The organism is Sulfitobacter sp. 1A13353 (assembly GCF_043557255.1).
Lineage (GTDB): Bacteria > Pseudomonadota > Alphaproteobacteria > Rhodobacterales > Rhodobacteraceae > Sulfitobacter > Sulfitobacter faviae.
This window is the reverse complement of the sequence record NZ_JBIFFS010000002.1, coordinates 61,606-84,896: the sequence shown is the minus strand read 5'-3', so window position 1 is coordinate 84,896 and position 23,291 is coordinate 61,606. Positions and strand designations below refer to the sequence as shown.

General features: G+C 65.1%; 22 protein-coding genes. 15 read left to right on the top strand and 7 right to left on the bottom strand.

All coding sequences use genetic code 11. The annotated features are described in order from the left end of the window. Together ACGYLO_RS04200 and ACGYLO_RS04195 are read left to right on the top strand one after the other, a co-directional pair. Window positions 1–1,167: a M20 aminoacylase family protein gene (locus tag ACGYLO_RS04200; RefSeq protein WP_271687685.1), complete on the top strand. Its 1,167-nt coding sequence runs from the start codon at window positions 1–3 to the stop codon at window positions 1,165–1,167. A 67-nt stretch (window positions 1,168–1,234) separates the two neighbouring features. Beyond that, complete coding sequence (locus tag ACGYLO_RS04195; protein WP_276154301.1) at window positions 1,235–2,398, top strand: M20 aminoacylase family protein; 1,164 nt, start codon at window positions 1,235–1,237, stop codon at window positions 2,396–2,398. Between the two features lie 60 nt (window positions 2,399–2,458). Here ACGYLO_RS04195 and ACGYLO_RS04190 read toward each other — a convergent pair whose 3' ends face one another. Genes ACGYLO_RS04190 through moaA form a run of 3 tightly spaced genes read right to left on the bottom strand, consistent with a single transcriptional unit; the run spans window position 2,459 to window position 5,799 of the window. Then, a complete protein-coding gene (locus tag ACGYLO_RS04190; RefSeq protein ID WP_271687681.1) occupies window positions 2,459–3,502 on the bottom strand; it encodes a glycosyltransferase family 4 protein in 1,044 nt (347 codons plus the stop codon). Beyond that, window positions 3,495–4,787: a 3-deoxy-D-manno-octulosonic acid transferase gene (locus tag ACGYLO_RS04185; RefSeq protein WP_271687679.1), complete on the bottom strand. Its 1,293-nt coding sequence runs from the start codon at window positions 4,785–4,787 to the stop codon at window positions 3,495–3,497. Before ACGYLO_RS04185 ends, ACGYLO_RS04190 begins: the two co-directional genes overlap by 8 nt. Window positions 4,788–4,791: 4 nt before the next feature. Next, entirely contained in the window at window positions 4,792–5,799 is a 1,008-nt protein-coding gene (moaA, locus tag ACGYLO_RS04180) for a GTP 3',8-cyclase MoaA (RefSeq protein WP_271687677.1), read from the bottom strand. An 85-nt stretch (window positions 5,800–5,884) separates the two neighbouring features. On the opposite strand from moaA, the gene ACGYLO_RS04175 reads away from it, so the two are divergent. Continuing rightward, complete coding sequence (locus ACGYLO_RS04175) at window positions 5,885–6,412, top strand: hypothetical protein (RefSeq protein WP_271687676.1); 528 nt, start codon at window positions 5,885–5,887, stop codon at window positions 6,410–6,412. A 4-nt stretch (window positions 6,413–6,416) separates the two neighbouring features. Here the strand turns inward: ACGYLO_RS04175 and ACGYLO_RS04170 are convergent, their stop codons facing one another. Genes ACGYLO_RS04170 through glmU form a run of 3 tightly spaced genes read right to left on the bottom strand, consistent with a single transcriptional unit; the run spans window position 6,417 to window position 10,287 of the window. Then, window positions 6,417–7,115: a DNA alkylation repair protein gene (locus ACGYLO_RS04170; protein WP_271687675.1), complete on the bottom strand. Its 699-nt coding sequence runs from the start codon at window positions 7,113–7,115 to the stop codon at window positions 6,417–6,419. Continuing rightward, complete coding sequence (gene glmS, locus ACGYLO_RS04165) at window positions 7,112–8,932, bottom strand: glutamine--fructose-6-phosphate transaminase (isomerizing) (RefSeq protein ID WP_271687673.1); 1,821 nt, start codon at window positions 8,930–8,932, stop codon at window positions 7,112–7,114. The genes ACGYLO_RS04170 and glmS overlap by 4 nt, the downstream gene beginning before the upstream one ends. A gap of 2 nt (window positions 8,933–8,934) precedes the next feature. Further along, window positions 8,935–10,287, bottom strand: a complete 1,353-nt coding sequence (gene glmU / locus ACGYLO_RS04160) for a bifunctional UDP-N-acetylglucosamine diphosphorylase/glucosamine-1-phosphate N-acetyltransferase GlmU (RefSeq protein WP_271687670.1) — start codon at window positions 10,285–10,287, stop codon at window positions 8,935–8,937. Between the two features lie 138 nt (window positions 10,288–10,425). Between glmU and ACGYLO_RS04155 the strand changes: the two genes are divergently transcribed. Beyond that, window positions 10,426–11,100 (top strand): HAD-IIIA family hydrolase, encoded by a 675-nt coding sequence (locus ACGYLO_RS04155; protein WP_271687669.1) that lies wholly within the window; start codon window positions 10,426–10,428, stop codon window positions 11,098–11,100. Next, window positions 11,100–12,293: a DegT/DnrJ/EryC1/StrS aminotransferase family protein gene (locus tag ACGYLO_RS04150; RefSeq protein WP_271687668.1), complete on the top strand. Its 1,194-nt coding sequence runs from the start codon at window positions 11,100–11,102 to the stop codon at window positions 12,291–12,293. Before ACGYLO_RS04155 ends, ACGYLO_RS04150 begins: the two co-directional genes overlap by 1 nt. A gap of 2 nt (window positions 12,294–12,295) precedes the next feature. Here ACGYLO_RS04150 and ACGYLO_RS04145 read toward each other — a convergent pair whose 3' ends face one another. Next, window positions 12,296–12,772 (bottom strand): pyridoxamine 5'-phosphate oxidase family protein, encoded by a 477-nt coding sequence (locus ACGYLO_RS04145; RefSeq protein ID WP_271687665.1) that lies wholly within the window; start codon window positions 12,770–12,772, stop codon window positions 12,296–12,298. 144 nt (window positions 12,773–12,916) lie between these two features. On the opposite strand from ACGYLO_RS04145, the gene ACGYLO_RS04140 reads away from it, so the two are divergent. The 10 genes from ACGYLO_RS04140 to ACGYLO_RS04095 all read left to right on the top strand — a co-directional run bounded on the left by ACGYLO_RS04140 (window position 12,917) and on the right by ACGYLO_RS04095 (window position 23,178). Beyond that, on the top strand, window positions 12,917–14,077 hold the full coding sequence (locus tag ACGYLO_RS04140) for an isovaleryl-CoA dehydrogenase (protein WP_271687663.1): 1,161 nt from the start codon (window positions 12,917–12,919) through the stop codon (window positions 14,075–14,077). Continuing rightward, window positions 14,077–14,562, top strand: a complete 486-nt coding sequence (locus ACGYLO_RS04135) for a lysozyme inhibitor LprI family protein (RefSeq protein WP_271687662.1) — start codon at window positions 14,077–14,079, stop codon at window positions 14,560–14,562. Before ACGYLO_RS04140 ends, ACGYLO_RS04135 begins: the two co-directional genes overlap by 1 nt. Window positions 14,563–14,604: 42 nt before the next feature. Then, window positions 14,605–15,006: a DUF1622 domain-containing protein gene (locus ACGYLO_RS04130; RefSeq protein ID WP_271687660.1), complete on the top strand. Its 402-nt coding sequence runs from the start codon at window positions 14,605–14,607 to the stop codon at window positions 15,004–15,006. Then, window positions 14,999–15,715: a flavodoxin family protein gene (locus ACGYLO_RS04125; RefSeq protein ID WP_271687659.1), complete on the top strand. Its 717-nt coding sequence runs from the start codon at window positions 14,999–15,001 to the stop codon at window positions 15,713–15,715. The genes ACGYLO_RS04130 and ACGYLO_RS04125 overlap by 8 nt, the downstream gene beginning before the upstream one ends. Before the next feature lies 1 nt (window position 15,716). Continuing rightward, window positions 15,717–17,222 (top strand): AMP-binding protein, encoded by a 1,506-nt coding sequence (locus tag ACGYLO_RS04120; protein ID WP_271687657.1) that lies wholly within the window; start codon window positions 15,717–15,719, stop codon window positions 17,220–17,222. Then, window positions 17,219–18,823 (top strand): carboxyl transferase domain-containing protein, encoded by a 1,605-nt coding sequence (locus ACGYLO_RS04115; RefSeq protein ID WP_271687655.1) that lies wholly within the window; start codon window positions 17,219–17,221, stop codon window positions 18,821–18,823. The genes ACGYLO_RS04120 and ACGYLO_RS04115 overlap by 4 nt, the downstream gene beginning before the upstream one ends. 79 nt (window positions 18,824–18,902) lie before the next feature. Beyond that, window positions 18,903–20,843, top strand: a complete 1,941-nt coding sequence (locus ACGYLO_RS04110) for an acetyl/propionyl/methylcrotonyl-CoA carboxylase subunit alpha (RefSeq protein WP_271687654.1) — start codon at window positions 18,903–18,905, stop codon at window positions 20,841–20,843. Further along, window positions 20,840–21,508: a glutathione S-transferase family protein gene (locus ACGYLO_RS04105; protein ID WP_271687652.1), complete on the top strand. Its 669-nt coding sequence runs from the start codon at window positions 20,840–20,842 to the stop codon at window positions 21,506–21,508. The genes ACGYLO_RS04110 and ACGYLO_RS04105 overlap by 4 nt, the downstream gene beginning before the upstream one ends. 31 nt (window positions 21,509–21,539) lie before the next feature. Next, window positions 21,540–22,394, top strand: coding sequence for a hydroxymethylglutaryl-CoA lyase (locus ACGYLO_RS04100; RefSeq protein WP_271687651.1), 855 nt, complete (start codon window positions 21,540–21,542; stop codon window positions 22,392–22,394). A 1-nt stretch (window position 22,395) separates the two neighbouring features. Then, window positions 22,396–23,178 carry a crotonase/enoyl-CoA hydratase family protein gene (locus ACGYLO_RS04095; RefSeq protein WP_271687649.1) on the top strand — a complete coding sequence of 261 codons (783 nt, stop codon included), beginning with the start codon at window positions 22,396–22,398 and terminating at the stop codon, window positions 23,176–23,178. The last annotated feature ends 113 nt before the right edge of the window (window positions 23,179–23,291 follow it).

The window sequence follows — 23,291 nt, the reverse complement described above, 5'->3', positions numbered from 1 at the left end:
ATGCCGATCAAGAACCGCTTTGCCGAGACCCACGCCGAGATCACCGCCTGGCGCCGCCATCTGCACCAGCATCCGGAACTGATGTTCGACCTGCCCGAGACCTCGAAATTTGTCGAGGAGAAGCTGCGCAGCTTCGGCATCACCGACATCACCACCGGCATCGCCGAGACCGGCGTGGTCGCGGTGATCGAGGGGCAGAGCAACACCTCGGGCCGCACCATCGGGCTGCGGGCGGACATGGATGCCCTGCCGATCACCGAGGCGACGGGGCTGCCGCATGCCTCGAAGAACCCCGGCAAGATGCATGCCTGCGGCCACGACGGTCATACGGCGATGCTGCTGGGGGCGGCGCAATACCTCGCCGAGACGCGCAATTTCGACGGGCGCGTGGTGCTGATCTTCCAGCCCGCCGAGGAGGGCGGCGGTGGCGGCAACGTCATGGTGCAGGAGGGGCTGATGGACCGCTGGGGCATCGATGAGGTTTACGGCATGCACAACATGCCCGGCCACCCGACCGGGCAGTTCGCCATCCGCGAGGGCGCGCTGCTGGCGGCGGCGGACGAGTTTGCCATCACGCTGACGGGCCAAGGCGGCCATGCCGCGGCCCCGCATGAGGCGGTGGACACGAACCTCGCCGCCGCGCATGTGATGATCGCGCTGCAATCCATCGCCAGCCGCAACACCGATCCGCTGAAACAGGTCGTCGTCTCGGTCTGCACCCTGCGCAGCGACACCGACAGCCACAACGTATTGCCGCATCAGGTGCTGTTGCGCGGCACGGTGCGGACGCTGGATCCGGAGGTTCAGGATTTGGCCGAGCGTCGGCTGCACGACCTCACACGTCTGACGGCGGAGGCACATCAATGCCGGGCCGAGATCGACTACCAGCGCGGTTACCCGGTCACCCGCAACCACGCCGATCAAACCCGCTTTGCCGCTGAGGCCGCCGACAAGGTCACTCCCGGCACCGACCGGGACACGCCGCCGATCATGGCCGGAGAGGATTTTTCCTATATGCTCAATGCGCGACCGGGTGCCTATATTATGATCGGCAACGGCGAAGGGGCGACGGTCCATCACCCAGAATATGACTTTGACGATGCCGCGATCCCGGCGGGCTGCTCATGGTTCGCGCAGGTGGTTGAGGACCGGCTGGCAAGGGCGTAAGCATATGGCAGATAAATGCGACTGCATGAAAACAGCGCCCAACCCAACTCCGGAGGATACTTCCTAAATGCCCGTTAAGAACCGATTTGCCGAGCTGCACGCCGACATCACCGCATGGCGCCGCGACCTGCATGAAAACCCCGAGATCCTGTTCGAGACCCACCGCACCTCGGCCACCGTGGCCGAAAAGCTGCGCAGCTTCGGCTGCGACGAAGTCGTCGAGGGCATCGGCCGCACCGGTGTCGTTGGCGTGATCAAGGGTAAGGAGACCGGCTCGGGCAAGGTCATCGGGTTGCGCGCCGACATGGACGCGCTGCCGATCCACGAACAGACCGGGCTGGACTATGCCTCCAAGACCGACGGCGCGATGCATGCCTGCGGCCATGACGGCCACACCGCCATGCTCTTGGGTGCCGCGCAATACCTTGCCGAGACCCGCAACTTTGACGGCACTGTCGTGGTGATCTTCCAGCCCGCCGAAGAAGGCGGCGGCGGTGGTCGCGAAATGTGCGAAGACGGCATGATGGAGCGTTGGGGCATCCAGGAAGTCTACGGGATGCACAACTGGCCGGGCATGCCCACCGGCTCCTTCGGCATCCGCGCAGGCTCCTTCTTTGCCGCGACCGATCAGTTCGACATCACCTTCGAAGGCCGCGGCGGCCATGCCGCCAAGCCGCATGAGACCGTCGACACCACCGTGATGTCCGCTCAGGCCGTGCTGGCGCTGCAGACCATCACCGCGCGCAACGCCGACCCGGTGGAGCAGATCGTGGTCTCCGTCACCTCTTTCGAGACCTCCTCGAAAGCCTTCAACGTGATCCCGCAGAAGGTGCAGATCAAAGGCACCGTGCGCACCATGTCCGCCGAGATGCGGGAACTGGCCGAAAAGCGGATCAACGAGATCTGCACCGGCATCGCAGGCACTTTCGGCGGTAGCGCCGATGTGACCTACCATCGCGGCTACCCGGTCATGGTGAACCACGAGGAGCAGACCGAGTTTGCTGCCGACGTGGCACGCTCGATCTCGGGCCAATGCGAGGAAGCGCCGCTCGTGATGGGGGGCGAAGACTTTGCCTTCATGCTGGAGGAGCGCCCGGGCGCCTATATCCTTGTCGGCAACGGCGACACGGCGGCGGTGCACCACCCGGAGTATAATTTCAACGACGAAGCCATTCCGGCGGGGTGTAGCTGGTGGGCAGGCATCGTCGAGCAACGGATGCCTGCGGCCTGATCCTACCTTCAGTAATGACTAGAGCGCGCCTCCCTTGGGGGGCGCGTTTTGCTTTGGGGGCTAGCCGCGCTCCCAAAGCGCGTTGTAGACGGCTTCGATCCCATCAGCCTCGGCCCGGGCGCTGAAACGCTGTTCGGCCCAGTGGCGCGCGGCCTCGGAGAGGGCGGCTTGATCCTCGCGCTCTAGCAAGGAGAGCGCGGCTTGGGCCGCAGCCTCTGCCGCACCCAGTGGCACGACCTTGCCCACGCGGCCCCCGTTCGAGAAAGCGCCGTAATAGCCCGCATCGCTGCCCACGAAAGGCACGCCCGAGGCCAGCGCTTCGAGCGGGACCATGCCATAGCCCTCGTAGCGTGGCAGTTGCACCACCAGCGACAGGGCGCGCATCAGTTTCGGTAGATCGGCGGCGGGATATTCGCCGATGAAAAGCAGCCGGTTGGCAAGGCCCGCGGCCTCGACCTGCGCCTTGAGCTTGGTCAAAAACGCCTCATGTTTGCCGCCCGCCCGGCCAATCACCAGCGCCACCGCGCCGGGGCGTTGGGGCAGCAGGCGCAGCATGGCCTCGACGAAAAGGTCGGTGCCTTTCTCAGGCCGGATGCGCCCCACGGTGGCGATGCCATGGGTGCCGCCAAAGCCCAATTGCTCCCAAGCGTTCGCCCGGTTGGTGGCGGGGGAGAAGACATCGGTATCCACCCCATGCGGCACCACGGCGCGGACATGGGGCACAAACTCCGCCGCGCGTTCGGTCGTGGCGATTACCGCGTCCATCTGCCGGATCAACCAACGCGGATAGGCCGAATGCAGCCGCTGCGCGGCAGAGGTAAAGACGATCCGGATATTTGCCCCACGCACATCGCGCAGCCAAAGCGCGCTGCGCATTTCCGTGTTGCGGCGCACATGCCAAATGGCGAAGGGGCGCTCTTGGGGGGGATGTTTGCGGGTGATCCGCCCCGCCGCGACGCGGGTCAGCGGCACCGGACAGCCGGGCAGGGGCTGGCCCACCAGCGTCAAGTCATGCCGGTCGACCTGTTGCCGGACCACATTGGCCGCCGTGGCCGAGACCCCGGTGAAATTACGGTTGTAGTTGGTGACGAAAAGCTCAGGCATCGCTGTCCCCTCGCAGGCGCAGGGCCGTGATCAGCCGCTCGGCAATACTGTCGAGCTTGTCGGTCTGCCCGGCGGCATAGGCCTTGGCCGCGGCCACGCCAGAGGCGCGGGCGACATCGTTGCGCAGCAGAGCCCCCACACGGTCCGCCAAATCCTGCGTGCCCGCTACCAGACGCGCGGCGCCCTCGGCTTCCATCTCTGCATAGGTCTCGGCAAAATTGGCGACATGGGTGCCCGAGAGCACCATCGCCCCGGCCTGCGCGACCTCATAGGGGTTGTGCCCCCCAATCGGGTGCAGCGACCCGCCCAGAAAGACGATGTCGGATAGCGCGTACCATGTGCCCAACTCGCCCAGAGTGTCGGCCAGATAGACCTGTTCGCGCGGCATGTCGCCCCGTGTTCTACGCCCATGCGTCAGACCGTAGCTGGCGATGAGACCGGCGACTTCGTCACCCCTCTCGGGGTGGCGGGGGGCAAGGATCAAGCACAGCTCGGGGATGCGCTCCAGCAGTTGGCGATGCGCCTCTAACACCGCTTTCTCCTCGCCCGGGTGGGTTGAGGAAGCGATCCAGACAGGGCGGCCCTCCAAGGCCTCCCGCGCTTCGGCAATGGTCCCCTCGTCCTGCGGCAGGGGGCCTGCCATGGACTTGAGGTTGATCCCCGGCGTGACCCGGTCAGCCGGGGCGTTGATCGTGGCCATGGCCCGGGCCATCGCGTCATTCTGCGTCAGGATCAGGTCGAACACGCCAAAGAGGAACCCCGCCAGCGCGGGCCGTTTCTGCCAGCTTTCGATTGAGCGTTGCGAGAGGCGGGCGTTGATCAGCGCCATCGCCGTGCCCCGCGCATGGGTCCGCCGCAGCATCTGCGGCCAAAGTTCGCTTTCCACAAAGAGCGCCGCATCGGGCCGCCAATGGTCAAGGAACCGCTTCAGCGGGCCGGGGGCGTCGAGCGGGGCGAACTGATGCCGCGTGCGCGGGGGCAGGCGGCTGCCCACCAAACGGGCCGAGGTGGCGGTGCCGGAGGTGATGAGGAAATGCGCCTGCGGCAAAGCGCGCCCCATCCGGTCGATCAGCGCCAGAACCGACAGGCTCTCCCCAACCGAGGCTGCGTGAAACCAGATTAGCTGCCCCCCGGGGCGGGGTTGGCTGGCATGGCCCAGCTTTTCGCGCGCGCGTTCCGGTGTGACCTCGGCGCGGCGCAGTTTGGCCATGGAGCGCCGCCCGGCCACGGGCAAGATCATACGGCTCGCCGCGACCCATGCCCGGTAGAGAAACGGCACAGCCAAGGGCTCAGCCGCCCGTGTGGCTCATGTGGCGGGGCATCTGCCCGTCAACACGCTGCCGCGAATAGTCGAAATCATGGCCTTTGGGCTTGCGGTCGATGGCCGCGCGAATGGCCTCCTGCAACGGCAGATCCGTGTCCGGGTGATCGCGCAGAGGCTTGCGCAGGTCGGCCACATCCTCTTGGCCCAGACACATGAAAATTTCGCCGGTGCAGGTGACCCGCACGCGGTTACAGCTTTCGCAGAAGTTGTGGCTCAGAGGCGTGATGAAGCCGATCTTTTGCCCGGTCTCCTCCAGCCGCACGTAGCGCGCGGGGCCGCCGGTGCGCTCGGCCAGATCGGTGACGGTGTAATGCTCGGCATAACGGGCGCGCACGGCGCGCAGCGACCAGTATTGGCCGAAACGATCCTCGTTGCCCAAGTCGCCCATCGGCATGACCTCGATCCATGTGAGGTCAATGCCCCGCTCGGCGCACCATTCGGTGATATGCAGCAGTTCCGGCTCGTTGAAGCCCTTGAGCGCCACGGCGTTGATCTTGATCTTGAGGCCCGCGCGCTGCGCTGCGTCGATTCCGCGCAGCACCTGCGGCAACCGGCCCCAGCGGGTGATATCCGCGAATTTCTGCTCGTCCAGCGTGTCGAGCGAGACATTCACCCGGCGCACCCCGGCGGCATAGAGATCGTCGGCGAAACGCTCCAACTGGCTGCCGTTGGTGGTCAGCGTCAGCTCCTTCAGCTTGCCGCTGTCGAGATGCCGTTTCATGCCGTCGAAGAAAGTCATGATGCCGCGCCGGACCAGCGGCTCACCCCCGGTGATGCGCAGCTTCTCGACGCCGAGGTCGATAAAATTGCTACACAGGCGGTCGAGCTCCTCCAGCGTCAGCAATTCCTTCTTAGGCAGGAAGGTCATGTTCTCCGACATGCAGTAGACGCAGCGAAAATCGCAGCGGTCGGTGACGGAGACGCGCAGATAGGTGATCGCGCGCATGAAAGGGTCAATGAGGGGTGCTGTCATGCTTCATAGGTAATGCCCCGCCCAACCCGGGGCAAGCGCCATTTGGGCGATTGATAAGGGGGCAGGGCGCGGATAGGCTGCGTGGATGACACGTATAATCTTACCGCTTTTCATTGCCGCCGCCACCGCCGGTTGCAGCAACCTGACGGAACGCCTCGGGATGGATGCTAGCCAGGCTGAGCCTGCACCCGCATCCGCATCGGTCGATGCCACGGCTGAGGTTGCAACGCCGAGCGGACCGGCCCCTGCATCGCCGCCCGCCGCCTCTCCCATCGCCACCGCGGGCAGCAGCGCCGAGGCGCTGGATACCACCACGGCGGCAGAGCGCGAAGCGGCCGCCCGCGCGCCTGCCAGTGCCGGTGCCGCCTTGGGGTCGACCGTGGTCAGCTTGGGCAGCGCGACGGAGCCGGGGCTGTGGTTGAAAACACCTCTGGTCGACGCGGAACAGCCGGGGCGGGTGACCAACCCCGCGACGGGCAAATCCGCCGCCGTGACGCTGATCCCGCTGGAGGGGCCCGCAACCGCAGGCAGCCGCATGTCGCTGCCCGCCTTGCGTTTAATCGGGGCGTCGCTGACCGACCTCACCACGGTCGAAGTCTCGACCGAGGGGTAGGGGGTCAGCCTGCGCCTTCTGACTTTTTCAGCAGGCGCAGCGCTTCTTTCACCGCGAAAGGTTTCATCGCCTCCCCATGGGTGGCGATGAAAGCGCGGGTGCGGTCAGCGTCGTGTTTTGACAGGTCGCGCAGCCACCAGCCGATTGCCTTCTGAATGAACCAGCGGTGATCCGGCACCATCGTCGCGGCCCAGCCGAGGATACGGTCGCGGGCGGCCAGTTCCTCAGGCTTAGGATTGTTCTGTTTGGTCCATGGCAGGGTAGAGACGAGCGCGGCGCGCCGGGTCCAAAGGTGATCTGAGGCGACCCAATCTTCCACCTCGTCCAAACGGGTGGGGTCGGCCACCAAACGTTTCTGCGCCGCCATGCTGGCATGATCGGCAATCGCCCAACTGTCGAAATCCGCGGTCCAACTTGCAATCAACGCCCAAGCGGCCTGATCATCGGGGCGCAGCCGCGCTTGGGTCAGCAATTTGGCCGCCGCCACACGCGCCTCGAAAATGTCGGACTGCCAGAGCCCATAGGAGAGAGCGACACGCCCTTCGATGTCAAGCGCCGCGCGCCAGTTTTGCGCAAGCGCTGCGATCTGTGGGTTGGTCAGGCCGAGATAGCGCCGGTCAACCTTGTGATAGGCGCGCATCTCTTCCGCGCGGGCCGGGTTGGCCTGCGCTTCGAGCTCCTGCAAAGCGGTTTCGGGGGTCATTCCACCGTCACCGATTTCGCCAGGTTGCGCGGCTGGTCCACATCCGTGCCCTTCGCCACGGCGGTGTGGTAGGCCAGCAACTGCGCCGGAACCGCATAGAGGATCGGCGCCAGCGCATCCGGCACCGGGGGCATCTCGATGCTGAACCAGACGCCGTCATTGGCCTCGGCCTGACCTTTGGCATCGGAGATCAAGATCACCTTGCCCTTGCGCGCCATGACCTCTTGCATGTTGCTGACGGTCTTGTCGAAGAGCGCGTCGCGCGGGGCCATGACGACCACCGGCACATGCTCATCCACCAGCGCGATGGGGCCGTGTTTCAGCTCACCCGATGCATAAGCTTCGGCGTGGATGTAGCTGATTTCCTTGAGTTTCAACGCGCCTTCAAGGGCGAGGGGGTACATCTGGCCCCGGCCAAGGAACAGCACGTCGCGGGCATGGGAAAGCTTGAGCGCGGCCTCTTGCATCGCGTCGTTCTGTTCAAGCGCGGTGCTGATGGTCGCGGGTAGCCCCCGCAGGGCTGAGATGTGATCGGCGAAGGCATCGGTGCTGATCACCTCGCGGTCCCGCGCGGCTTTGAGCACCAGCGCGAAAAGGACGACCAACTGGCAGGTGAAGGCCTTGGTTGAGGCCACGCCGACTTCGACACCGGCGTGGATCGGCAGCGCCAGATCGCTTTCGCGGGCGATGGAGCTTTCGGGCACGTTGACGACTGACAGGATACGCGCGGCCTTGCCCTCGCAATAGCGTAGGGCGGCCAGCGTGTCGGCGGTCTCACCCGATTGGCTGACGAAAACCGCCAATGTGCGGGGCGGGATCGGCGGTTCACGGTAGCGGAATTCCGAGGCAACATCGATCTCGACCGGCAGGCGGGCGATCTGCTCAAACCAGTATTTCGCGGTAAAACAGGCGTAGGAGGCCGTGCCGCAGGCCACCATGAGGATCCGGTCAAATTGCGTGAAATCAATGTCCTGCGCGCTGATGTTGATCTCGCCTTCGGGGGTGAGGTAATGGCCGATGGCCGCGCCGATCACGCCGGGTTGCTCGGCGATTTCCTTGGCCATGAAGTGTTTGTGCCCCGCCTTGTCGATGCGGGTATTGTCGATCTGCACGGATTTGATCGCGCGGTTGGCGAGCGCCCCGTTGCGGTCGGTGACCTCGACCGAGGTCCGGGTGATGACCGCACAATCCCCTTCTTCGAGGTAGGCGATCTGGTGGGTCAGCGGGGCAAGCGCGATGGCGTCACTGCCCACATACATTTCACCCTCGCCATAGCCGATGGCCAAGGGCGAGCCCTTGCGCGCCGCAATCATCAGGTCGTCGTGCCCGTCAAAGAGAAAGGCCAGCGCGAAAGCGCCTTCGAGGCGGGCAAGCGTCTGGTTGGCGGCCTCCACCGGGCCTGCGCCCTGCGCCATGTGATGCTGGGTCAGGAGGGCAACGGTCTCGGTATCGGTCTCAGACACGAATTGCGCGCCATGTTCGGCCAGTTCGGCCCGCAATTCACGGAAGTTTTCGATGATCCCGTTATGCACCACGGCCACTGGTCCCGCCTGATGCGGGTGGGCATTGGTGACGCTCGGCGCGCCATGGGTGGCCCAGCGGGTGTGGCCGATGCCTGACTTCCCCGCCAGCGGCTCATGCACCAGCGCGTCCGAGAGGTTTACCAGCTTGCCCAAGGCGCGACGGCGCTCAAGCTTGCCTTCGTTCAGGGTCGCGATGCCCGCGCTGTCATAGCCGCGATATTCCAGCCTTTTCAGTGCTTCTACCAAGATCGGGGCGACTTCATGGGTGCCAAGCACCCCAACAATTCCACACATTATTAGCTGCCCCTCTGCATTTTTGCCTTTTTGGCCTTTAAAATTTCGAACATTTTGCGCGCCATGCCGGGCTTCTCGACCTGCGGTGCGCGTGACAGGGCCAGCGCTTCGGGCTCCACGTCCGAAGTGATGACCGAGCCCGAGCCGGTCATAGCACCCTCGCCGATGGTCACCGGGGCCACGAGCATGGTGTTGGACCCGATGAAAGCGCCAGCGCCGATGGTCGTGTGATGCTTCATCACCCCGTCATAATTGCAGGTGATCGTGCCCGCGCCGATGTTGCTTCGCGCGCCGACGGTGGCGTCGCCGATATAGCTTAGGTGGTTGACCTTGGCCCCTTCGGCGATTTGCGCGTTCTTCACCTCGACGAAATTGCCGATGCGCACGTCTTCGGCCAGTTCCGCGCCGGGGCGCAGCCGGGCGTAGGGGCCGACGACCCCGCCGCGTGAGACATGGCAGCCTTCGAGATGCGAGAAGGCGCGGATGGTGCTGCCGGATTCCACGGTGACATTCGGGCCGAAGACGACATTCGGCTCCACCACCGTATCGCGCCCGATGAAAGTGTCGCGCGACAGGAAGACGGTTTCGGGGGCGACCAAGGTCACGCCGTCTTCCATCAACAGATCGCGGGCGCGGGATTGGAACGCGGCCTCGGCCCTCGCCAGATCGGCGCGGGAGTTGACGCCCATGGTCTCGGCCTCGTCGCAGGTAACAACCGTGGCGCTGCGGCCCTCGGCGCGGGCGATGCCGATGATATCGGTGAGGTAGTATTCTTCCGAAGCGTTGTCGTTGCCGACCTTGTCGATCAAGTCGAAGAGCAGTTCGGATTTGCAGGCCACCACGCCGGAGTTGCACAGGGTAATGGCGCGCTCTTCGGCGGAGGCGTCTTTGAACTCGACGATCCGTTCCAAGGCGTCGCCCTGCATCACCAAACGGCCATATCGGGCGGGATCGGCAGCCTCAAACCCCAGAACCACCACGTCATGTGTCGCCAGCGCTTCCTGCATCTTTTCAAGTGTCTCAGGCTGGACGAAGGGCGTGTCACCGTAGAGCACCAGCGCCATGCCATCGAACCCGTCCAGCGCCGGGCGGGCTTGTGCCACCGCATGGGCCGTGCCCAATTGCTCGGTCTGTTCGACGACCTGCGCGTCTTCGTCAAAAAGCGTGGCGGCGGCGCGGACCTGATCGGCGCCGTGGCCTGCCACCACGACCGTATGGCGCGGGCCGAGCATGGCGCCTGCGGCCATGGCGTGTTCCAGCATCGGGGCGGAGGCCACGCGGTGCAGCACCTTTGGCAGGTCCGAGTTCATCCGTGTCCCCTTGCCCGCGGCGAGGATGATCAATGCAGTTTCCATGTAAATCTCTTTGTCCTTCAGCTTGCATTCTCTTTACGCGCTTCGCACAAAGGCGCAAGGTTGCGGCCCATCAAACTAGGTTGCGGACTGCAACACGATGCCATTTTGCAAGGCGGGGTTCCGCCCAAGGAGTATCCAGTGAAGACAGTGGTTTTCGATCTCGACGGCACCTTGGCCGATACCTCGGGCGATTTGATCGCCGCCGCCAATGCCTGTTTCCGTGACATGGGCGAGGGCGATGTGCTGGTCCATGCCGAGGATGCGGGCACCGCGCTGCGCGGCGGGCGGGCGATGCTGACCTTGGGGATGCAAAAGCTGGGCCGTGCCGATGACGCGGCGACGATCGACCGCTATTACCCGATGCTGCTTGAAGCCTATGGGCGGGACATCGACACCCATACCATCATGTACCCCGGCGCGATGGAGGCTGTGGCCGCGCTCAAAGCCGCGGGCTACCGCGTGGCGATCTGCACCAACAAACCCGAGGCTTTGGCGGAGTTGCTGCTGACCCGTCTTGGCGTGCGCGATGCATTCGGCGCGATGCTGGGGGCTGATACGCTGGCCGTGCGCAAACCTGACCCGGAACACCTGTTCGAAACCGCCCGCCGTGCCGGGGGCGATCCGGCGCAATGCGTGTTGATTGGCGACAGCGACACCGACCGCAAGACCGCCAAGGCCGCAGGGGTTCCTTGCGTGCTGGTGACCTTCGGCCCCTCGGGCGAAGACATGGCTGCGCTGGAGCCCGAAGCGCTGTTGGACGATTTCGCCGACCTGCCGGAGGTCATCGAACGTTTGATCGGCAAAGCCGCCTGATGGCCGAGCGGTTTACCGGTAGTTTCACGCAGCAAGAGCCGATCCCCGAAGATGCGATCGAGGCGGCAGTGGCGGTGATGCGTCACGGACGGTTGCACCGCTACAACACAGCCCCGGGGGAGGTGGCCGAGGTTGCCCTGCTGGAGCAGGAATTCGCCGCGATGACGGGGGCGAAATATTGTCTCGCTGTGGCCTCGGGCGGCTATGCCATGGCCACGGCGCTGCGCGCGGTGGGGGTGAAACCGGGCGACCGGGTGCTGACCAACGCCTTCACGCTCGCCCCGGTGCCGGGGGCGATTGCGGCATTGGGCGCGGTCCCGGTTTTCGTCGGCGTGACGGAGCAACTGGTGATTGACCTTGATGACCTCGCCGCCAAGGCGGATCAGGCCGATGTGCTGCTGCTCAGCCATATGCGCGGTCATCTGGTGGACATGGACGCCCTAATGGCGCTTTGCGATGCGCGCGGCGTCACGGTGATCGAAGATTGCGCCCATACGATGGGGGCGGCGTGGAACGGCAAACCATCGGGCACACAGGGAAAGATCGGGTGTTTTTCCTGCCAGACCTATAAACATGTGAACGCGGGTGAGGGTGGGCTGCTGATCACCGATGATGCCGAGGTCGCGGCGCGGGCGATTATGTTGTCGGGGTCTTACATGCTCTATGACCGCCACGCCGCCGCGCCGGGGCCGGAGGCTTTTGAGACGATCCGCTATGAGACCCCCAATATCTCGGGCCGGATGGACAACCTGCGCGCTGCGGTCCTGCGCCCGCAGTTGCGACGGCTGCCGGAACAGGTGGCCCGCTGGAATGAGCGTTATCGGGTGATCGAGGCGGGGCTGCGCGACACGCCGGGGCTCACGGTCATCGACCGGCCCGAGGCAGAGAGCATCGTCGGCTCGTCAATCCAATTCCTGTTGAAAGGTTGGTCGCCGGAGGATGTCGAGGCAGTGCTGGCGCGCTGCGCTGCACGCGGGGTGGAGTTGAAATGGTTCGGCAGGGCCGAGCCTATGGGCTTCACCAGCCGCTACGACACGTGGCGCTATGTGCGGGCTGAGAAAATGCCCGCCAGCGATGCGGTGCTGGCGGGGCTGATCGACATGCGTGTGCCGCTGACCTTCTCACTGGAGGACTGCGCCCTGATCGCGCGGATCATCCGGGCCGAGGTCAGCGCCGTTTTTCAGGGAGGGTAGGCTTAGAATCGGATGGTGCCATGTTTGCCCATGTCGGGCTTTTGGCCGGTCATCTGCGCCTTGCCGATCTCATAGAGGAACTTGAACCCACCATCGGTCGCCCAAACCTCGGCTTCGGTGAGGTCAAAGCGGATCAATTGCACATCCGGGTCTTGCTTGCCGTCCTCGAACCATGCGCCCGCGATGGCGTTCCAAATCTTGTCCAGCTCGGTCGGGTTGGTCACGGCGGAAACATGGCCGTCGATCCGCGCCCAGAGGGATTCGTCCTTGCTGGCGATCAGGTATTGGGCGGCGGCGCGTCCTTCGGCGGATTGCGCCAGATCGGTGCCTTTGGCGGTGATGAACCACAGCACGGCGGCGCGGTCGTCTTCGTCGATGTAGTGTGTCATTGGGATCGCGCGGGCGGTCTTGGTCATCAGCATCCCGGCGCGGGTGTCGTCCAGACGGTCCCAAAACTCTTTTTTCAGATCATCGCTCATTTGCATCTCGCTTTGTTGTAGTGTTCGCTTGGTCGCAGGGCCAACCCGCCGCGGCGCGGGGCGGTTCCACATCGCGCCGCTTGACGCAAAGCGGGTGGGGCGGTAGGTAATGAACAAGCGTTCAATAAATCGGGGGGAGAAGCCGTGTTCAACGCAAGTATGCAGTTTGATCTGGGAGAAGACGTCGCGGCCATGCGGGAGATGGTGCACCGCTGGGCGCAAGAGCGCGTCAAGCCGATGGCCGCCGAGATCGACAGCAAGAACGAATTCCCCGCTGAGCTTTGGCAGGAGATGGGCGAGTTGGGCCTTCTGGGCATGACTGTCGAAGAAGAGTTCGGCGGATCGGGGTTGGGCTATGTTGCCCATACCGTCGCGGTCGAGGAAATCGCCCGGGCCTCGGCCTCGGTCTCGCTGTCTTACGGCGCGCATTCCAATCTTTGCGTGAACCAGATCAAGTTGAACGGCACCCCGGAGCAGAAGGCGCAGTTCCTGCCCAAACTCTGCTCGGGCGAGCATGTCGGCGCGCTGGCGATGTCCGAAGTGGGCGCGGGCAGTGACGTGGTCAGCATGAAGCTGCATGCCGAGAAGCGGAACGACCACTTCCGCCTCAACGGCAACAAGTATTGGATCACCAACGGCCCCGACGCCGAGACGCTGGTGGTCTATGCCAAGACCGACCCCGAGGCGGGCTCCAAGGGTATCACCGCCTTTTTAATCGAGAAGTCGATGAAGGGGTTCTCGACCTCCAAGCATTTCGACAAGCTCGGCATGCGCGGCTCGAACACCGCCGAGTTGATTTTCGAGGATTGCGAAGTGCCCTTCGAGAATATCCTCGGCGAAGAGGGCAAGGGCGTGCGCGTGCTGATGTCGGGCCTCGATTACGAGCGCGTCGTGCTGGCGGGCATCGGCCTTGGCATCATGGCCGCCTGTCTCGATGAGATCATGCCCTACATGGCCGAGCGCAAGCAGTTCGGCCAGCGCATCGGGGATTTCCAACTGATGCAGGGCAAGATGGCGGATATGTACACCGCGATGAACTCGGCGCGGGCCTATGTCTACAGCGTGGCGCAGGCCTGCGACCGGGGCGACGTGACCCGTCAGGACGCGGCGGCCTGCTGTCTCTATGCCTCGGAGCAGGCCATGGTGCAGGCGCATCAGGCGGTGCAGGCGATGGGCGGCGCGGGGTACCTCAGCGACAATCCGGTGGGCCGCATCTTCCGCGATGCCAAGCTGATGGAGATCGGCGCGGGCACCTCGGAAATTCGTCGCATGCTGGTGGGCCGTGAGATGATGGGGGCAATGTGATGCGCGCCCTCCTGCTGGCCTGCGCGTTTCTGGCGGGGCCGGTGGCCGCGCAGGACATCACCTATTCCGATGCCGCCACGGCTGACTGTCTGGCCGGGGCCGAAGAGTTTGCAGACCAGCGCGCCTGCATTGGCCTGTCGGCCAACCTCTGTATGGAAGGGCCGGGCGGCTATTCGACCGTCGGCATGGGCGCGTGTCTTGATGCTGAGTTGACCTTTTGGGACGGCCTGCTGAACGAGAATTACCGCGCCCGCATGGTGCAGGCGAAATCCGCCGATGAGGAGAATGCCCTCTACCAGCCGCAACTGCCTTCGCAGGCCGAGGCGCTGCGTGACATGCAGCGCGCGTGGATTACCTTTCGTGATGCCGCCTGCGATTATGAACGCAGCCAATGGGGCGGTGGCACAGGCGGCGGGCCTGCAACCTTGGCCTGCCTGATGCAGATGACGGGGGAACAGGCGCTGCGTTTGGGGGCGGCCTATTAACCGCGTCTCGCTGTGTCGGCCAAACAGGACGGAGGGATCAGGATGGAAAACCTGATAGAACTGGAGACAGAAGGCGGTGTCCTGCACCACTTTCTGCCTTGGCTGATCGAAGGTTTCGAGATTCTCGCCGCGGTCATCGACATCGCGGCCATCATTCTGCTGCTGATCGGTGCGGCACGTTTCCTGACCGGGGTGACGATCGCCGAGATCGCCCAGAAGGGGCCAGAGCGCGTCCGCCGCACCAACCGCGAGCGGATCGAACTGGGGCGCTACATCCTCGCGGGGCTGGAGCTTTTCATCGTCTCGGACGTGATCCACACCGCGATCAGCCTGCGGTTTGCCGACCTGCTCTTCTTGCTGATGCTGGTCATCATCCGCTCCATCACCTCTTTCTTCCTTGATCGGGAGTTGGAGCAACTGAAGAAGGAACTCGGCCGTGACTGACTATTCCGATCTCAAGGCGCTCTACGTCAATTGCTCGCTCAAGAAGACCCCCGGCGACAGCCACACCCAGCTTTTGATGAACGCCAGCGCAGGCATAATGGAGACGCAGGGGGTGGGGGTGGAGCATCTCTACCTGCTGGATCACCAAGTGCCGCCGGGCGTCTATCCGGACATGACTGAACACGGCTGGGACCGCGACGACTGGCCCGCGATCTGGGAGAAGGTGCTGGCCGCCGACATTCTGATCATCGGCACGCCTTTGTGGCTGGGCGAGGAGAGCAGTTTCTGCCGCGTGCTGATCGAGCGGCTCTATGCCATGAGCGGTGAGCTCAACGACAAAGGCCAGTCGGTCTTTTACGGCAAGGTCGGCGGCACGGTGGTCACCGGTAACGAGGACGGCATCAAACATGTCGCCATGACCACCGGTTTCGCGATGAACCATCTGGGCTACACGATCCCTCCGCAGGCCGATTGTGGCTGGATTGGCGAGGCCGGGCCGGGGCCGTCTTACGGCGATGAGGTGGACGGCAAACGCGCGGGTTTCGACAATGAATTCACGCAGCGCAACACCACCATCATGACATGGAACGCCCTGCATCTGGCACGGATGCTGAAACACGCGGGCGGCTACCCGCGCGAGGGCAACGACCGCGAGGCCTGGGACGCGGGCGCGCGGTTCGATTTCGAAAATCCGGAGTACCGAAGCTGATATGAAGAACGAAGGCGACTGGCCCATCTGGCAGGGCAACATGGCGGCGCAATGTCTGGCACAGCCCGAGGACGCCGTGGCGATCATCGACCTGACTGGCCCGGATCGGCGCGACGTGAGCTATGGTGCGCTGCACGAGATGGTCAACGGTCTGGCACGAGCGCTGCAGGCCGAAGTGCGCCCCGGCGACCGCGTGGGTGTTTTGCTCAGTCAGTCGCCGTGGTGCGCAGCCGCGCATTTGGCGATCTGGAAGATCGGCGCGATCTCTGTGCCGCTGTTCAAACTGTTCAAACATGACGCGCTGGCCAGCCGGGTGGGTGACGCGGGCTGCGAAATCGTGCTGACCGATGCGGAAGGCGCGGAACTGCTCGGCGATCTGGCCACCCCGTGGATCGCGGCGGAGGCTGGCGTGGACGGTGAGGCGGTGGAATTCGCCGAGGTCGGCCCCGAAGACCCCGCCGTGCTGATCTACACCTCCGGCACCACCGGCACGCCGAAAGGCGCGTTGCACGGGCACCGGGTGCTCTCGGGCCATCTGCCGGGCGTGTCTATCAGCCATGACCATCTGGGGCAGACGGGCGATTGCCTTTGGACCCCGGCGGATTGGGCGTGGATCGGCGGGCTATTCGACGTGGCGATGCCCGCGCTGGCGCTCGGCGTGCCGGTGGTGGCCACCCGGATGCCCAAGTTCACCGTCGAGGGCTGCGCCGAGGTGATCGCGAAAGGCGAGGTGCGCAACGTGTTCTTTCCGCCGACCGCGCTGCGGATGCTGAAAGCGGCGGATGTCGCGCTGCCGGGCCTGCGCGCGGTCGCCAGCGGCGGTGAGCCTCTGGGAGCCGAGATGCTGGCATGGGGCAGCGAGGCGTTTGGGCTTGAGATCAACGAGTTCTACGGCCAGACCGAATGCAACATGGTCGCCTCGAGCTGTGGCGTCGATTTTCCCGCGCAGCCCGGCTGTATCGGCAAGCCGGTCCCCGGCTTCGAACTGGCTGTGCTGGACGAGAACGGTAAGCCCACCGATGCGGAGGGCGACGTGGCGGTGCGCAAAGGCGCGCCTTCGATGATGCTGCGCTACTGGAACCGGCCCGAGGAGACGGCGGCGAAGTTCCACGGCGACTGGCTGCTGACCGGCGACCGCGGCATCTGGGAGGGCGACTACCTGCGCTTCGTGGGGCGCGAGGATGACGTGATTACCTCCGCGGGCTACCGCATCGGCCCGGCGGAAATCGAGGATTGCCTGCTCACCCATCCCGCCGTGGCGACCTGTGGCGTGGTCGGCAAGCCCGATGCGCTCCGCACCGAGATCGTGAAGGCCTATGTGGTGCTGAAACCGGGTGCCGTGGTCGATGCGAAGGAATTGCAGGACTGGGTGAAGGACCGGCTCGCCAGCTATTCCTACCCGCGCGAGATTGCATTCGTGGAAGACTTGCCCATGACCGTCACCGGCAAGGTGATCCGCAAGGAATTGAAGCGTCTGGCGGCGCGAGAGAATGAGGACGTAACATGAAACTGACATCGCAAGCCCTGCCATCCTCGGATGCCTATAAGGCCAACGAGATGGCGCATCTGAAAGCGCTCAGCGAGGTCCGCGAGGCCGCCGAGGCCGCCGCCCTAGGCGGCGGCGAAAAATCCCGCGCCCGGCATGAAAGCCGCGGCAAGATGCTGCCCCGCGAGCGGGTGGCGAACCTTCTCGACCCCGGCAGCCCGTTTCTGGAGATCGGCGCCACAGCAGCGCATGGGCTTTATGGCGGCGCGGCACCCTGTGCGGGGGTGATCGCGGGCATTGGTCGGGTGCAGGGCCATGAGGTCATGGTGGTCTGCAACGACGCCACCGTGAAGGGCGGCACCTACTACCCGATGACGGTGAAGAAACACCTCCGCGCGCAGGAGATTGCCGAGGCGAACCATCTGCCCTGCATCTATCTGGTGGACTCCGGCGGTGCGAACCTGCCCAACCAGGACGAGGTTTTCCCCGACCGCGACCATTTCGGCGCAATCTTCTACAATCAGGCGCGGATGAGCGCCAAGGGCATCGCCCAGATCGCCGTGGTCATGGGCTCCTGCACCGCGGGCGGTGCTTACGTGCCCGCGATGTCGGACGTGACCATCATCGTGAAGGAACAGGGCACGATCTTCCTCGCCGGCCCGCCGCTGGTGAAGGCCGCGACGGGCGAGGTCGTCTCGGCCGAAGACCTCGGCGGTGGCGACGTGCACACGCGCCTGTCGGGCGTGGCGGATTATCTGGCCGAGGACGACGCCCATGCGCTGGCACTGGCGCGCCGCGCGGTTGGGCAGCTTAACAAGAGCAAGCCCAAGACGGTGGACTGGGCCAGCCCGGAGGAACCGGCTTACGACCCCGCCGAGATGCTGGGCGTAGTGCCCGCCGACCTGCGCACGCCCTACGACATCCGCGAGGTCATCATGCGGCTGGTGGATGGCAGCCGCTTTGAGGAGTTCAAGGCGCGCTTCGGCGAGACGCTGGTCTGCGGCTTTGCCCATGTCAAAGGCTGTCCCATCGGCATCATCGCCAACAACGGCGTACTCTTCTCAGAAGCGGCCCAGAAGGGCGCGCATTTCGTGGAGCTTTGCAGCCAGCGCAACATCCCGCTGGTGTTCTTGCAGAACATCACCGGCTTCATGGTCGGCCGCAAATACGAGAACGAGGGCATCGCCCGCCACGGCGCCAAGATGGTGACGGCGGTGGCCACCACCAATGTGCCCAAGATCACCATGCTGGTGGGCGGCTCCTTTGGCGCGGGCAACTACGGCATGTCGGGCCGGGCCTACCGGCCGCGGTTCCTCTGGACATGGCCCAACAGCCGCATCTCCGTGATGGGCGGCGCACAGGCGGCGGGGGTCTTGGCCACAGTCAAGCGCGACGCGATGGAACGCGCGGGCGAGACTTGGACCGAGGAGGAAGAGACCGCCTTCAAACAGCCCACGATCGATATGTTCGAGGAGCAGAGCCACCCGCTCTATGCCTCCGCGCGCCTGTGGGACGACGGGATCATCGATCCGCGCAAGAGCCGCGACGTGCTCTACCTGAGCCTCTCGGCCAGCCTGAACGCGCCGATCGAGCCGACGAAATTTGGATTGTTCCGGATGTGATCGGGCCGAGGGAACCGGGGGGGCAGCCCCCCGGACCCCCCGAAATATTTGGAGCAGAAAGAGATGAAAAGGGTAGGGCATGTTTGACACGATCCTGATTGCGAACCGGGGTGAGATTGCTTGCCGGGTGATGGAAACGGCGCAAGCCATGGGGGTGCGCTGCGTGGCGGTGTACTCGGACGCGGATGCGGGCGCGAAACATGTCGCCATGGCGGATGCCGCGGTGCATATCGGCGGCTCGGCGCCGGCGGAGAGTTATCTGAAGGGCGATGTGATCATCCAAGCCGCGCGCGATACCGGCGCGCAGGCGATCCATCCGGGCTACGGGTTTCTCAGCGAGAACCCCGATTTCGTGGAGGCGGTCGAGGCCGCCGGGCTGACCTTCATCGGGCCTTCGGCCAAGGCTATCCGCGCCATGGGGCTGAAGGACGCGGCCAAGGCGTTGATGGTCGAGGCGGGCGTGCCCGTGGTCCCGGGCTATCACGGCGCGGATCAGGACGATGCGCTGCTGGCGCGTGAGGCCGAGAAGATCGGCTATCCGGTGCTGATCAAGGCGGTTGCGGGTGGCGGCGGCAAGGGAATGCGTCTGGTCGAGGAGGCCGGAGGCTTTCAGGCGGCGCTGGAGTCTGCGCGCTCCGAGGCCAAGACCGCCTTCGGCAATGCGGACGTTTTGGTCGAGAAATTTGTCACCAAGCCGCGCCACATCGAAGTGCAGGTCTTCGGCGACGGGACCCATGCGGTGCATCTGTTCGAACGCGACTGTTCGCTCCAGCGCCGCCACCAGAAGGTGATCGAGGAGGCGCCCGCGCCGGGCATGACGGAAGAGATGCGCGCGGCCATGGGTCAGGCGGCGGTGCGCGCGGCCGAGGCCATCGGCTATGCCGGGGCGGGGACGGTGGAATTCATCGTCGACGGTTCGGGCGGGCTTTCGACCGACGGGTTCTTCTTCATGGAGATGAACACGCGCCTGCAGGTGGAGCATCCCGTAACCGAGCTGGTCACCGGGGTTGATCTGGTGGAATGGCAGCTGCGGGTCGCGGCGGGCGAGGCCTTGCCGAAAGCGCAGGATGAACTCACGATCGACGGCCATGCTTTCGAGGCGCGGCTCTATGCCGAGGACGTACCGAAGGGCTTTCTGCCCGCCACCGGCACGCTCACGCATCTGTCCTTTACGCCCCAGACCCGCGCCGACAGCGGTGTGCGGGCGGGCGATACGATCAGCCCCTTCTACGACCCGATGATCGCCAAGGTCATCGTGCATGGGCCCACGCGGGACGTGGCGCTGTCGCGGCTGCGCGCGGCGCTCAAGGGGTGCGAGGTCGGTGGCACGGTCACCAACCTCGCCTTCCTCGGCGCGCTGGCCGAGCATGAGGGTTTTGCCAAGGGCGACGTGGATACGGGCCTGATCGCGCGCGACATCGAGGCGCTGACAGCGCAGCCCGAGGTGCCGGGGCGGCATTTTGCGCTGGCGGGGATGGCGGCCTTGGGGCTGGACCAGCCGCAGGCCGAGGCCGGGTTCAACCTTTGGCGGCCGCTGCGGCTTCAGGTGATGCTGGGCCGCGATGGCGAGGAGCATTTGCTGAAGGTGCGGGTGCTTTCGGAGGATGTGCAGCTTTGGACCGTGGGCGATCACGAGGTGCGCGCCGAGCGCATCGCGGGCCGCTGGAAGATCGACGGCCATATAGCGCCCCCGGTCTCGGTCGCGGGCGACGTGGTCACGGTTTTCGACGCCTATGGCATCGCCTTTGACGTGATCGACCCGCTGGCGCGTGCCGCCGCCGCCCATGGCGACGGCAATATCGTCGAGGCGCCGATGCCGGGGCTGGTGCGTGCCATCGACGCCGAGGTCGGCCAGAGCGTCGCCAAGGGCGACCGTCTGGCGGTGCTGGAGGCGATGAAGATGGAACATTCGCTGCTCGCCGCGCGCGACGGCGTGGTGGCCGAGGTGTTGGCAGAGGCCGGTGATCAGGTCGAGGCGGGCGCGGCGCTGGTGCGTCTGGAAGCCGAGGAGGGCGCATGATTACGCTGCATCACTGTCCGCAGACCCGCTCGATGCGCACGCTCTGGCTGCTGCACGAGCTGGACGACGTGGAGTTTCAGGTCAAGATGCATGCCTTCGACCGCAGCCTGCGCGATCCGGAATACCTCGTGCTCTCGCCCGCGGGCCGGGTGCCGGCGCTGGAGATCGACGGTGAGCGCATGTTCGAGACCGGGGCGATCACCCAGTACCTTTGCGAGCGCTACAGCCCCGACCGGATGGGCCGCTCGGTGGGTAGCCCCGACCGGATGGCCTGGCTGGTCTGGGTGCACTTCGCCGAGACCATCAGCCAGCACGCGGCGGCACTCACCCAGCAGCACATCGCCCTGCGCGAGGATCACATGCGCAGCCCCATCGTGATGAAGCTCGAGGCGGCGCGGATCGGCAAATGCTACGACGCGCTCGAGGCGCGGCTCTCGACGCCGCTGGAGAACCGCGACTACCTGCTGACTTCCGGCTTTTCTGCCGCCGACATCTCGGTCGGGCAGGCGGTCTACATGGCGCGGCATTTCGTGAAATTGGATGACCACCCCTCGGTCGCGGCGTGGTATGAACGGATCACGGAGCGCGACAGCTTCGCGCAGGCGCTGCCCGAGGGAGCCAAGCTCTACGAGAAGGATTTCTACGCGCCATGGCCGGTCGAATGACCATGGCTCAGTCAGGGAAGGAAAGCGGCCAATGAGCCTTGGACCATGTGAGATTTTCGAGGTCGGCCCACGGGACGGTCTGCAGAACGAGAAACGCGAGATCCCCGTGGCCGAGAAGGTCGCGCTGGTGGACAAGCTGAGCCAAGCGGGCTTTGCCCGCATCGAATGCGCCAGTTTCGTCAGCCCCAAATGGGTGCCACAGATGGCCGGTTCGGGCGAGGTACTGGGGCAGATCTTCCGTGCCGAGGGTGTGCGCTACGCCGCGCTGACACCGAACATGCGCGGTTACGAGGATGCGGTAGCGGCCCGCGCCGACGAGGTGGCGATCTTCGCCTCCGCTTCCGAAGGATTCAGCCAGAAGAACATCAACGCCAGCATCGACGAGGCTTTCGAGCGTTTCGCCCCCATCCTCGAAGAGGCGCGGCACGTGGACATCCCGGTGCGGGGCTATGTCTCCTGCGTGGTGGAATGCCCCTATGACGGCAAGGTCGATCCCGGCGACGTGGCCCGCGTGGCCGACAAGCTCTTTGCCATGGGCTGCTACGAAATTTCCTTGGGCGACACCATCGGCGCGGGCACGCCCGACAGTATCGCGCGGATGCTGCTGTCGGTGCGCGACGTGGTGCCCGCAGGGCGGCTTGCGGGGCATTACCACGACACCCATGGCCGGGCGATCGCCAATATCGACGCCTCATTGTCGATGGGCCTGCGGGTCTTCGATGCCGCCGTGGGCGGCTTGGGCGGCTGTCCCTATGCGCCGGGGGCGGCGGGCAATGTCGCCACCGAGGCGGTGAACAAACATCTGACGGCGCTTGGCTACGACACCGGCGTCGATCAGGCGGTGGTGCTGGAGGCCGCCGAAATGGCACGGGCAATGCGAGGCTGACATGTACGAGACTTTGACGATCGAAACCGACGCGCGCGGGGTGGCGACGCTCACCCTCAACCGGCCGGAGAAACACAACGCCATGTCGGCGCAGATGCTGGCCGATCTGACCGCGGCGGCGGGCAAGCTGGCCGGGGATGACGCGGTGCGCGTGGTGGTACTGACCGGTGCGGGCAAATCCTTCTGTGCAGGCGGCGATCTGGGCTGGATGCGCGACCAGCGCGACATGGACGCCGAGACCCGCTCGGCCGAGGCGGGCAAACTGGCGACAATGCTGGGCGCGCTTAACGCGCTGCCGAAGCCGGTGATCGGCAAGCTGCAGGGCAATGCCTTCGGCGGTGGCGTCGGCATGGCCTCGGTCTGTGACGTGGCCGTGGGGGTCGATACGCTGAAGATGGGCTTCACCGAGACCCGTCTGGGCATCATCCCGGCCACCATCGGACCTTATGTGCTGGCGCGGATGGGCGAGGGGCGCGCGCGGCGGGTCTTCATGTCTGCGCGTCTGTTCGATGCGGCGGAGGCGGTCGATCTGGGGCTGCTGGCCCGCGCCGTACCGGCCGAGGAGTTGGACGCGGCGGTGGAGGCCGAGGTCGTGCCTTACCTCTCCTGCGCGCCGGGGGCGGTGGCAGCGGCCAAGAAGCTGGCGCAAGACCTGGGTGGAATCGCCACGCCCGAGGCGGTGGAAATGTCCATTGATGCCCTCGCGGCGCGTTGGGAAACCGATGAGGCCGCCGAGGGAATCGGTGCCTTCTTTGACAAGCGCAAAGCCGCTTGGGTGGTCTAGCTCAAGGCTTTGGCGAAATGGCTCTATTGCGGACCCGTGGGCGGCATTAACCGGGCTTGGCCCGTTGACCCTACCCACGGGCAGAGTTAAACCCGTTCCAAGTTTGTCTGCGC

Excerpts from the sequence above, each read along its gene's own strand:
- ACGYLO_RS04200 (WP_271687685.1), top strand. The coding sequence starts at position 1 with ATGCCGATCAAGAACCGCTTTGCCGAGACCCACGCCGAGATCACCGCC.
- ACGYLO_RS04195 (WP_276154301.1), top strand. The coding sequence starts at position 1,235 with ATGCCCGTTAAGAACCGATTTGCCGAGCTGCACGCCGACATCACCGCA.
- ACGYLO_RS04190 (WP_271687681.1), bottom strand. The coding sequence starts at position 3,502 with ATGCCTGAGCTTTTCGTCACCAACTACAACCGTAATTTCACCGGGGTC.
- moaA (WP_271687677.1), bottom strand. The coding sequence starts at position 5,799 with ATGACAGCACCCCTCATTGACCCTTTCATGCGCGCGATCACCTATCTG.
- ACGYLO_RS04175 (WP_271687676.1), top strand. The coding sequence starts at position 5,885 with ATGACACGTATAATCTTACCGCTTTTCATTGCCGCCGCCACCGCCGGT.
- ACGYLO_RS04170 (WP_271687675.1), bottom strand. The coding sequence starts at position 7,115 with ATGACCCCCGAAACCGCTTTGCAGGAGCTCGAAGCGCAGGCCAACCCG.
- glmS (WP_271687673.1), bottom strand. The coding sequence starts at position 8,932 with ATGTGTGGAATTGTTGGGGTGCTTGGCACCCATGAAGTCGCCCCGATC.
- glmU (WP_271687670.1), bottom strand. The coding sequence starts at position 10,287 with ATGGAAACTGCATTGATCATCCTCGCCGCGGGCAAGGGGACACGGATG.
- ACGYLO_RS04150 (WP_271687668.1), top strand. The coding sequence starts at position 11,100 with ATGGCCGAGCGGTTTACCGGTAGTTTCACGCAGCAAGAGCCGATCCCC.
- ACGYLO_RS04145 (WP_271687665.1), bottom strand. The coding sequence starts at position 12,772 with ATGAGCGATGATCTGAAAAAAGAGTTTTGGGACCGTCTGGACGACACC.
- ACGYLO_RS04135 (WP_271687662.1), top strand. The coding sequence starts at position 14,077 with ATGCGCGCCCTCCTGCTGGCCTGCGCGTTTCTGGCGGGGCCGGTGGCC.
- ACGYLO_RS04130 (WP_271687660.1), top strand. The coding sequence starts at position 14,605 with ATGGAAAACCTGATAGAACTGGAGACAGAAGGCGGTGTCCTGCACCAC.
- ACGYLO_RS04120 (WP_271687657.1), top strand. The coding sequence starts at position 15,717 with ATGAAGAACGAAGGCGACTGGCCCATCTGGCAGGGCAACATGGCGGCG.
- ACGYLO_RS04115 (WP_271687655.1), top strand. The coding sequence starts at position 17,219 with ATGAAACTGACATCGCAAGCCCTGCCATCCTCGGATGCCTATAAGGCC.
- ACGYLO_RS04110 (WP_271687654.1), top strand. The coding sequence starts at position 18,903 with ATGTTTGACACGATCCTGATTGCGAACCGGGGTGAGATTGCTTGCCGG.
- ACGYLO_RS04105 (WP_271687652.1), top strand. The coding sequence starts at position 20,840 with ATGATTACGCTGCATCACTGTCCGCAGACCCGCTCGATGCGCACGCTC.
- ACGYLO_RS04100 (WP_271687651.1), top strand. The coding sequence starts at position 21,540 with ATGAGCCTTGGACCATGTGAGATTTTCGAGGTCGGCCCACGGGACGGT.
- ACGYLO_RS04095 (WP_271687649.1), top strand. The coding sequence starts at position 22,396 with ATGTACGAGACTTTGACGATCGAAACCGACGCGCGCGGGGTGGCGACG.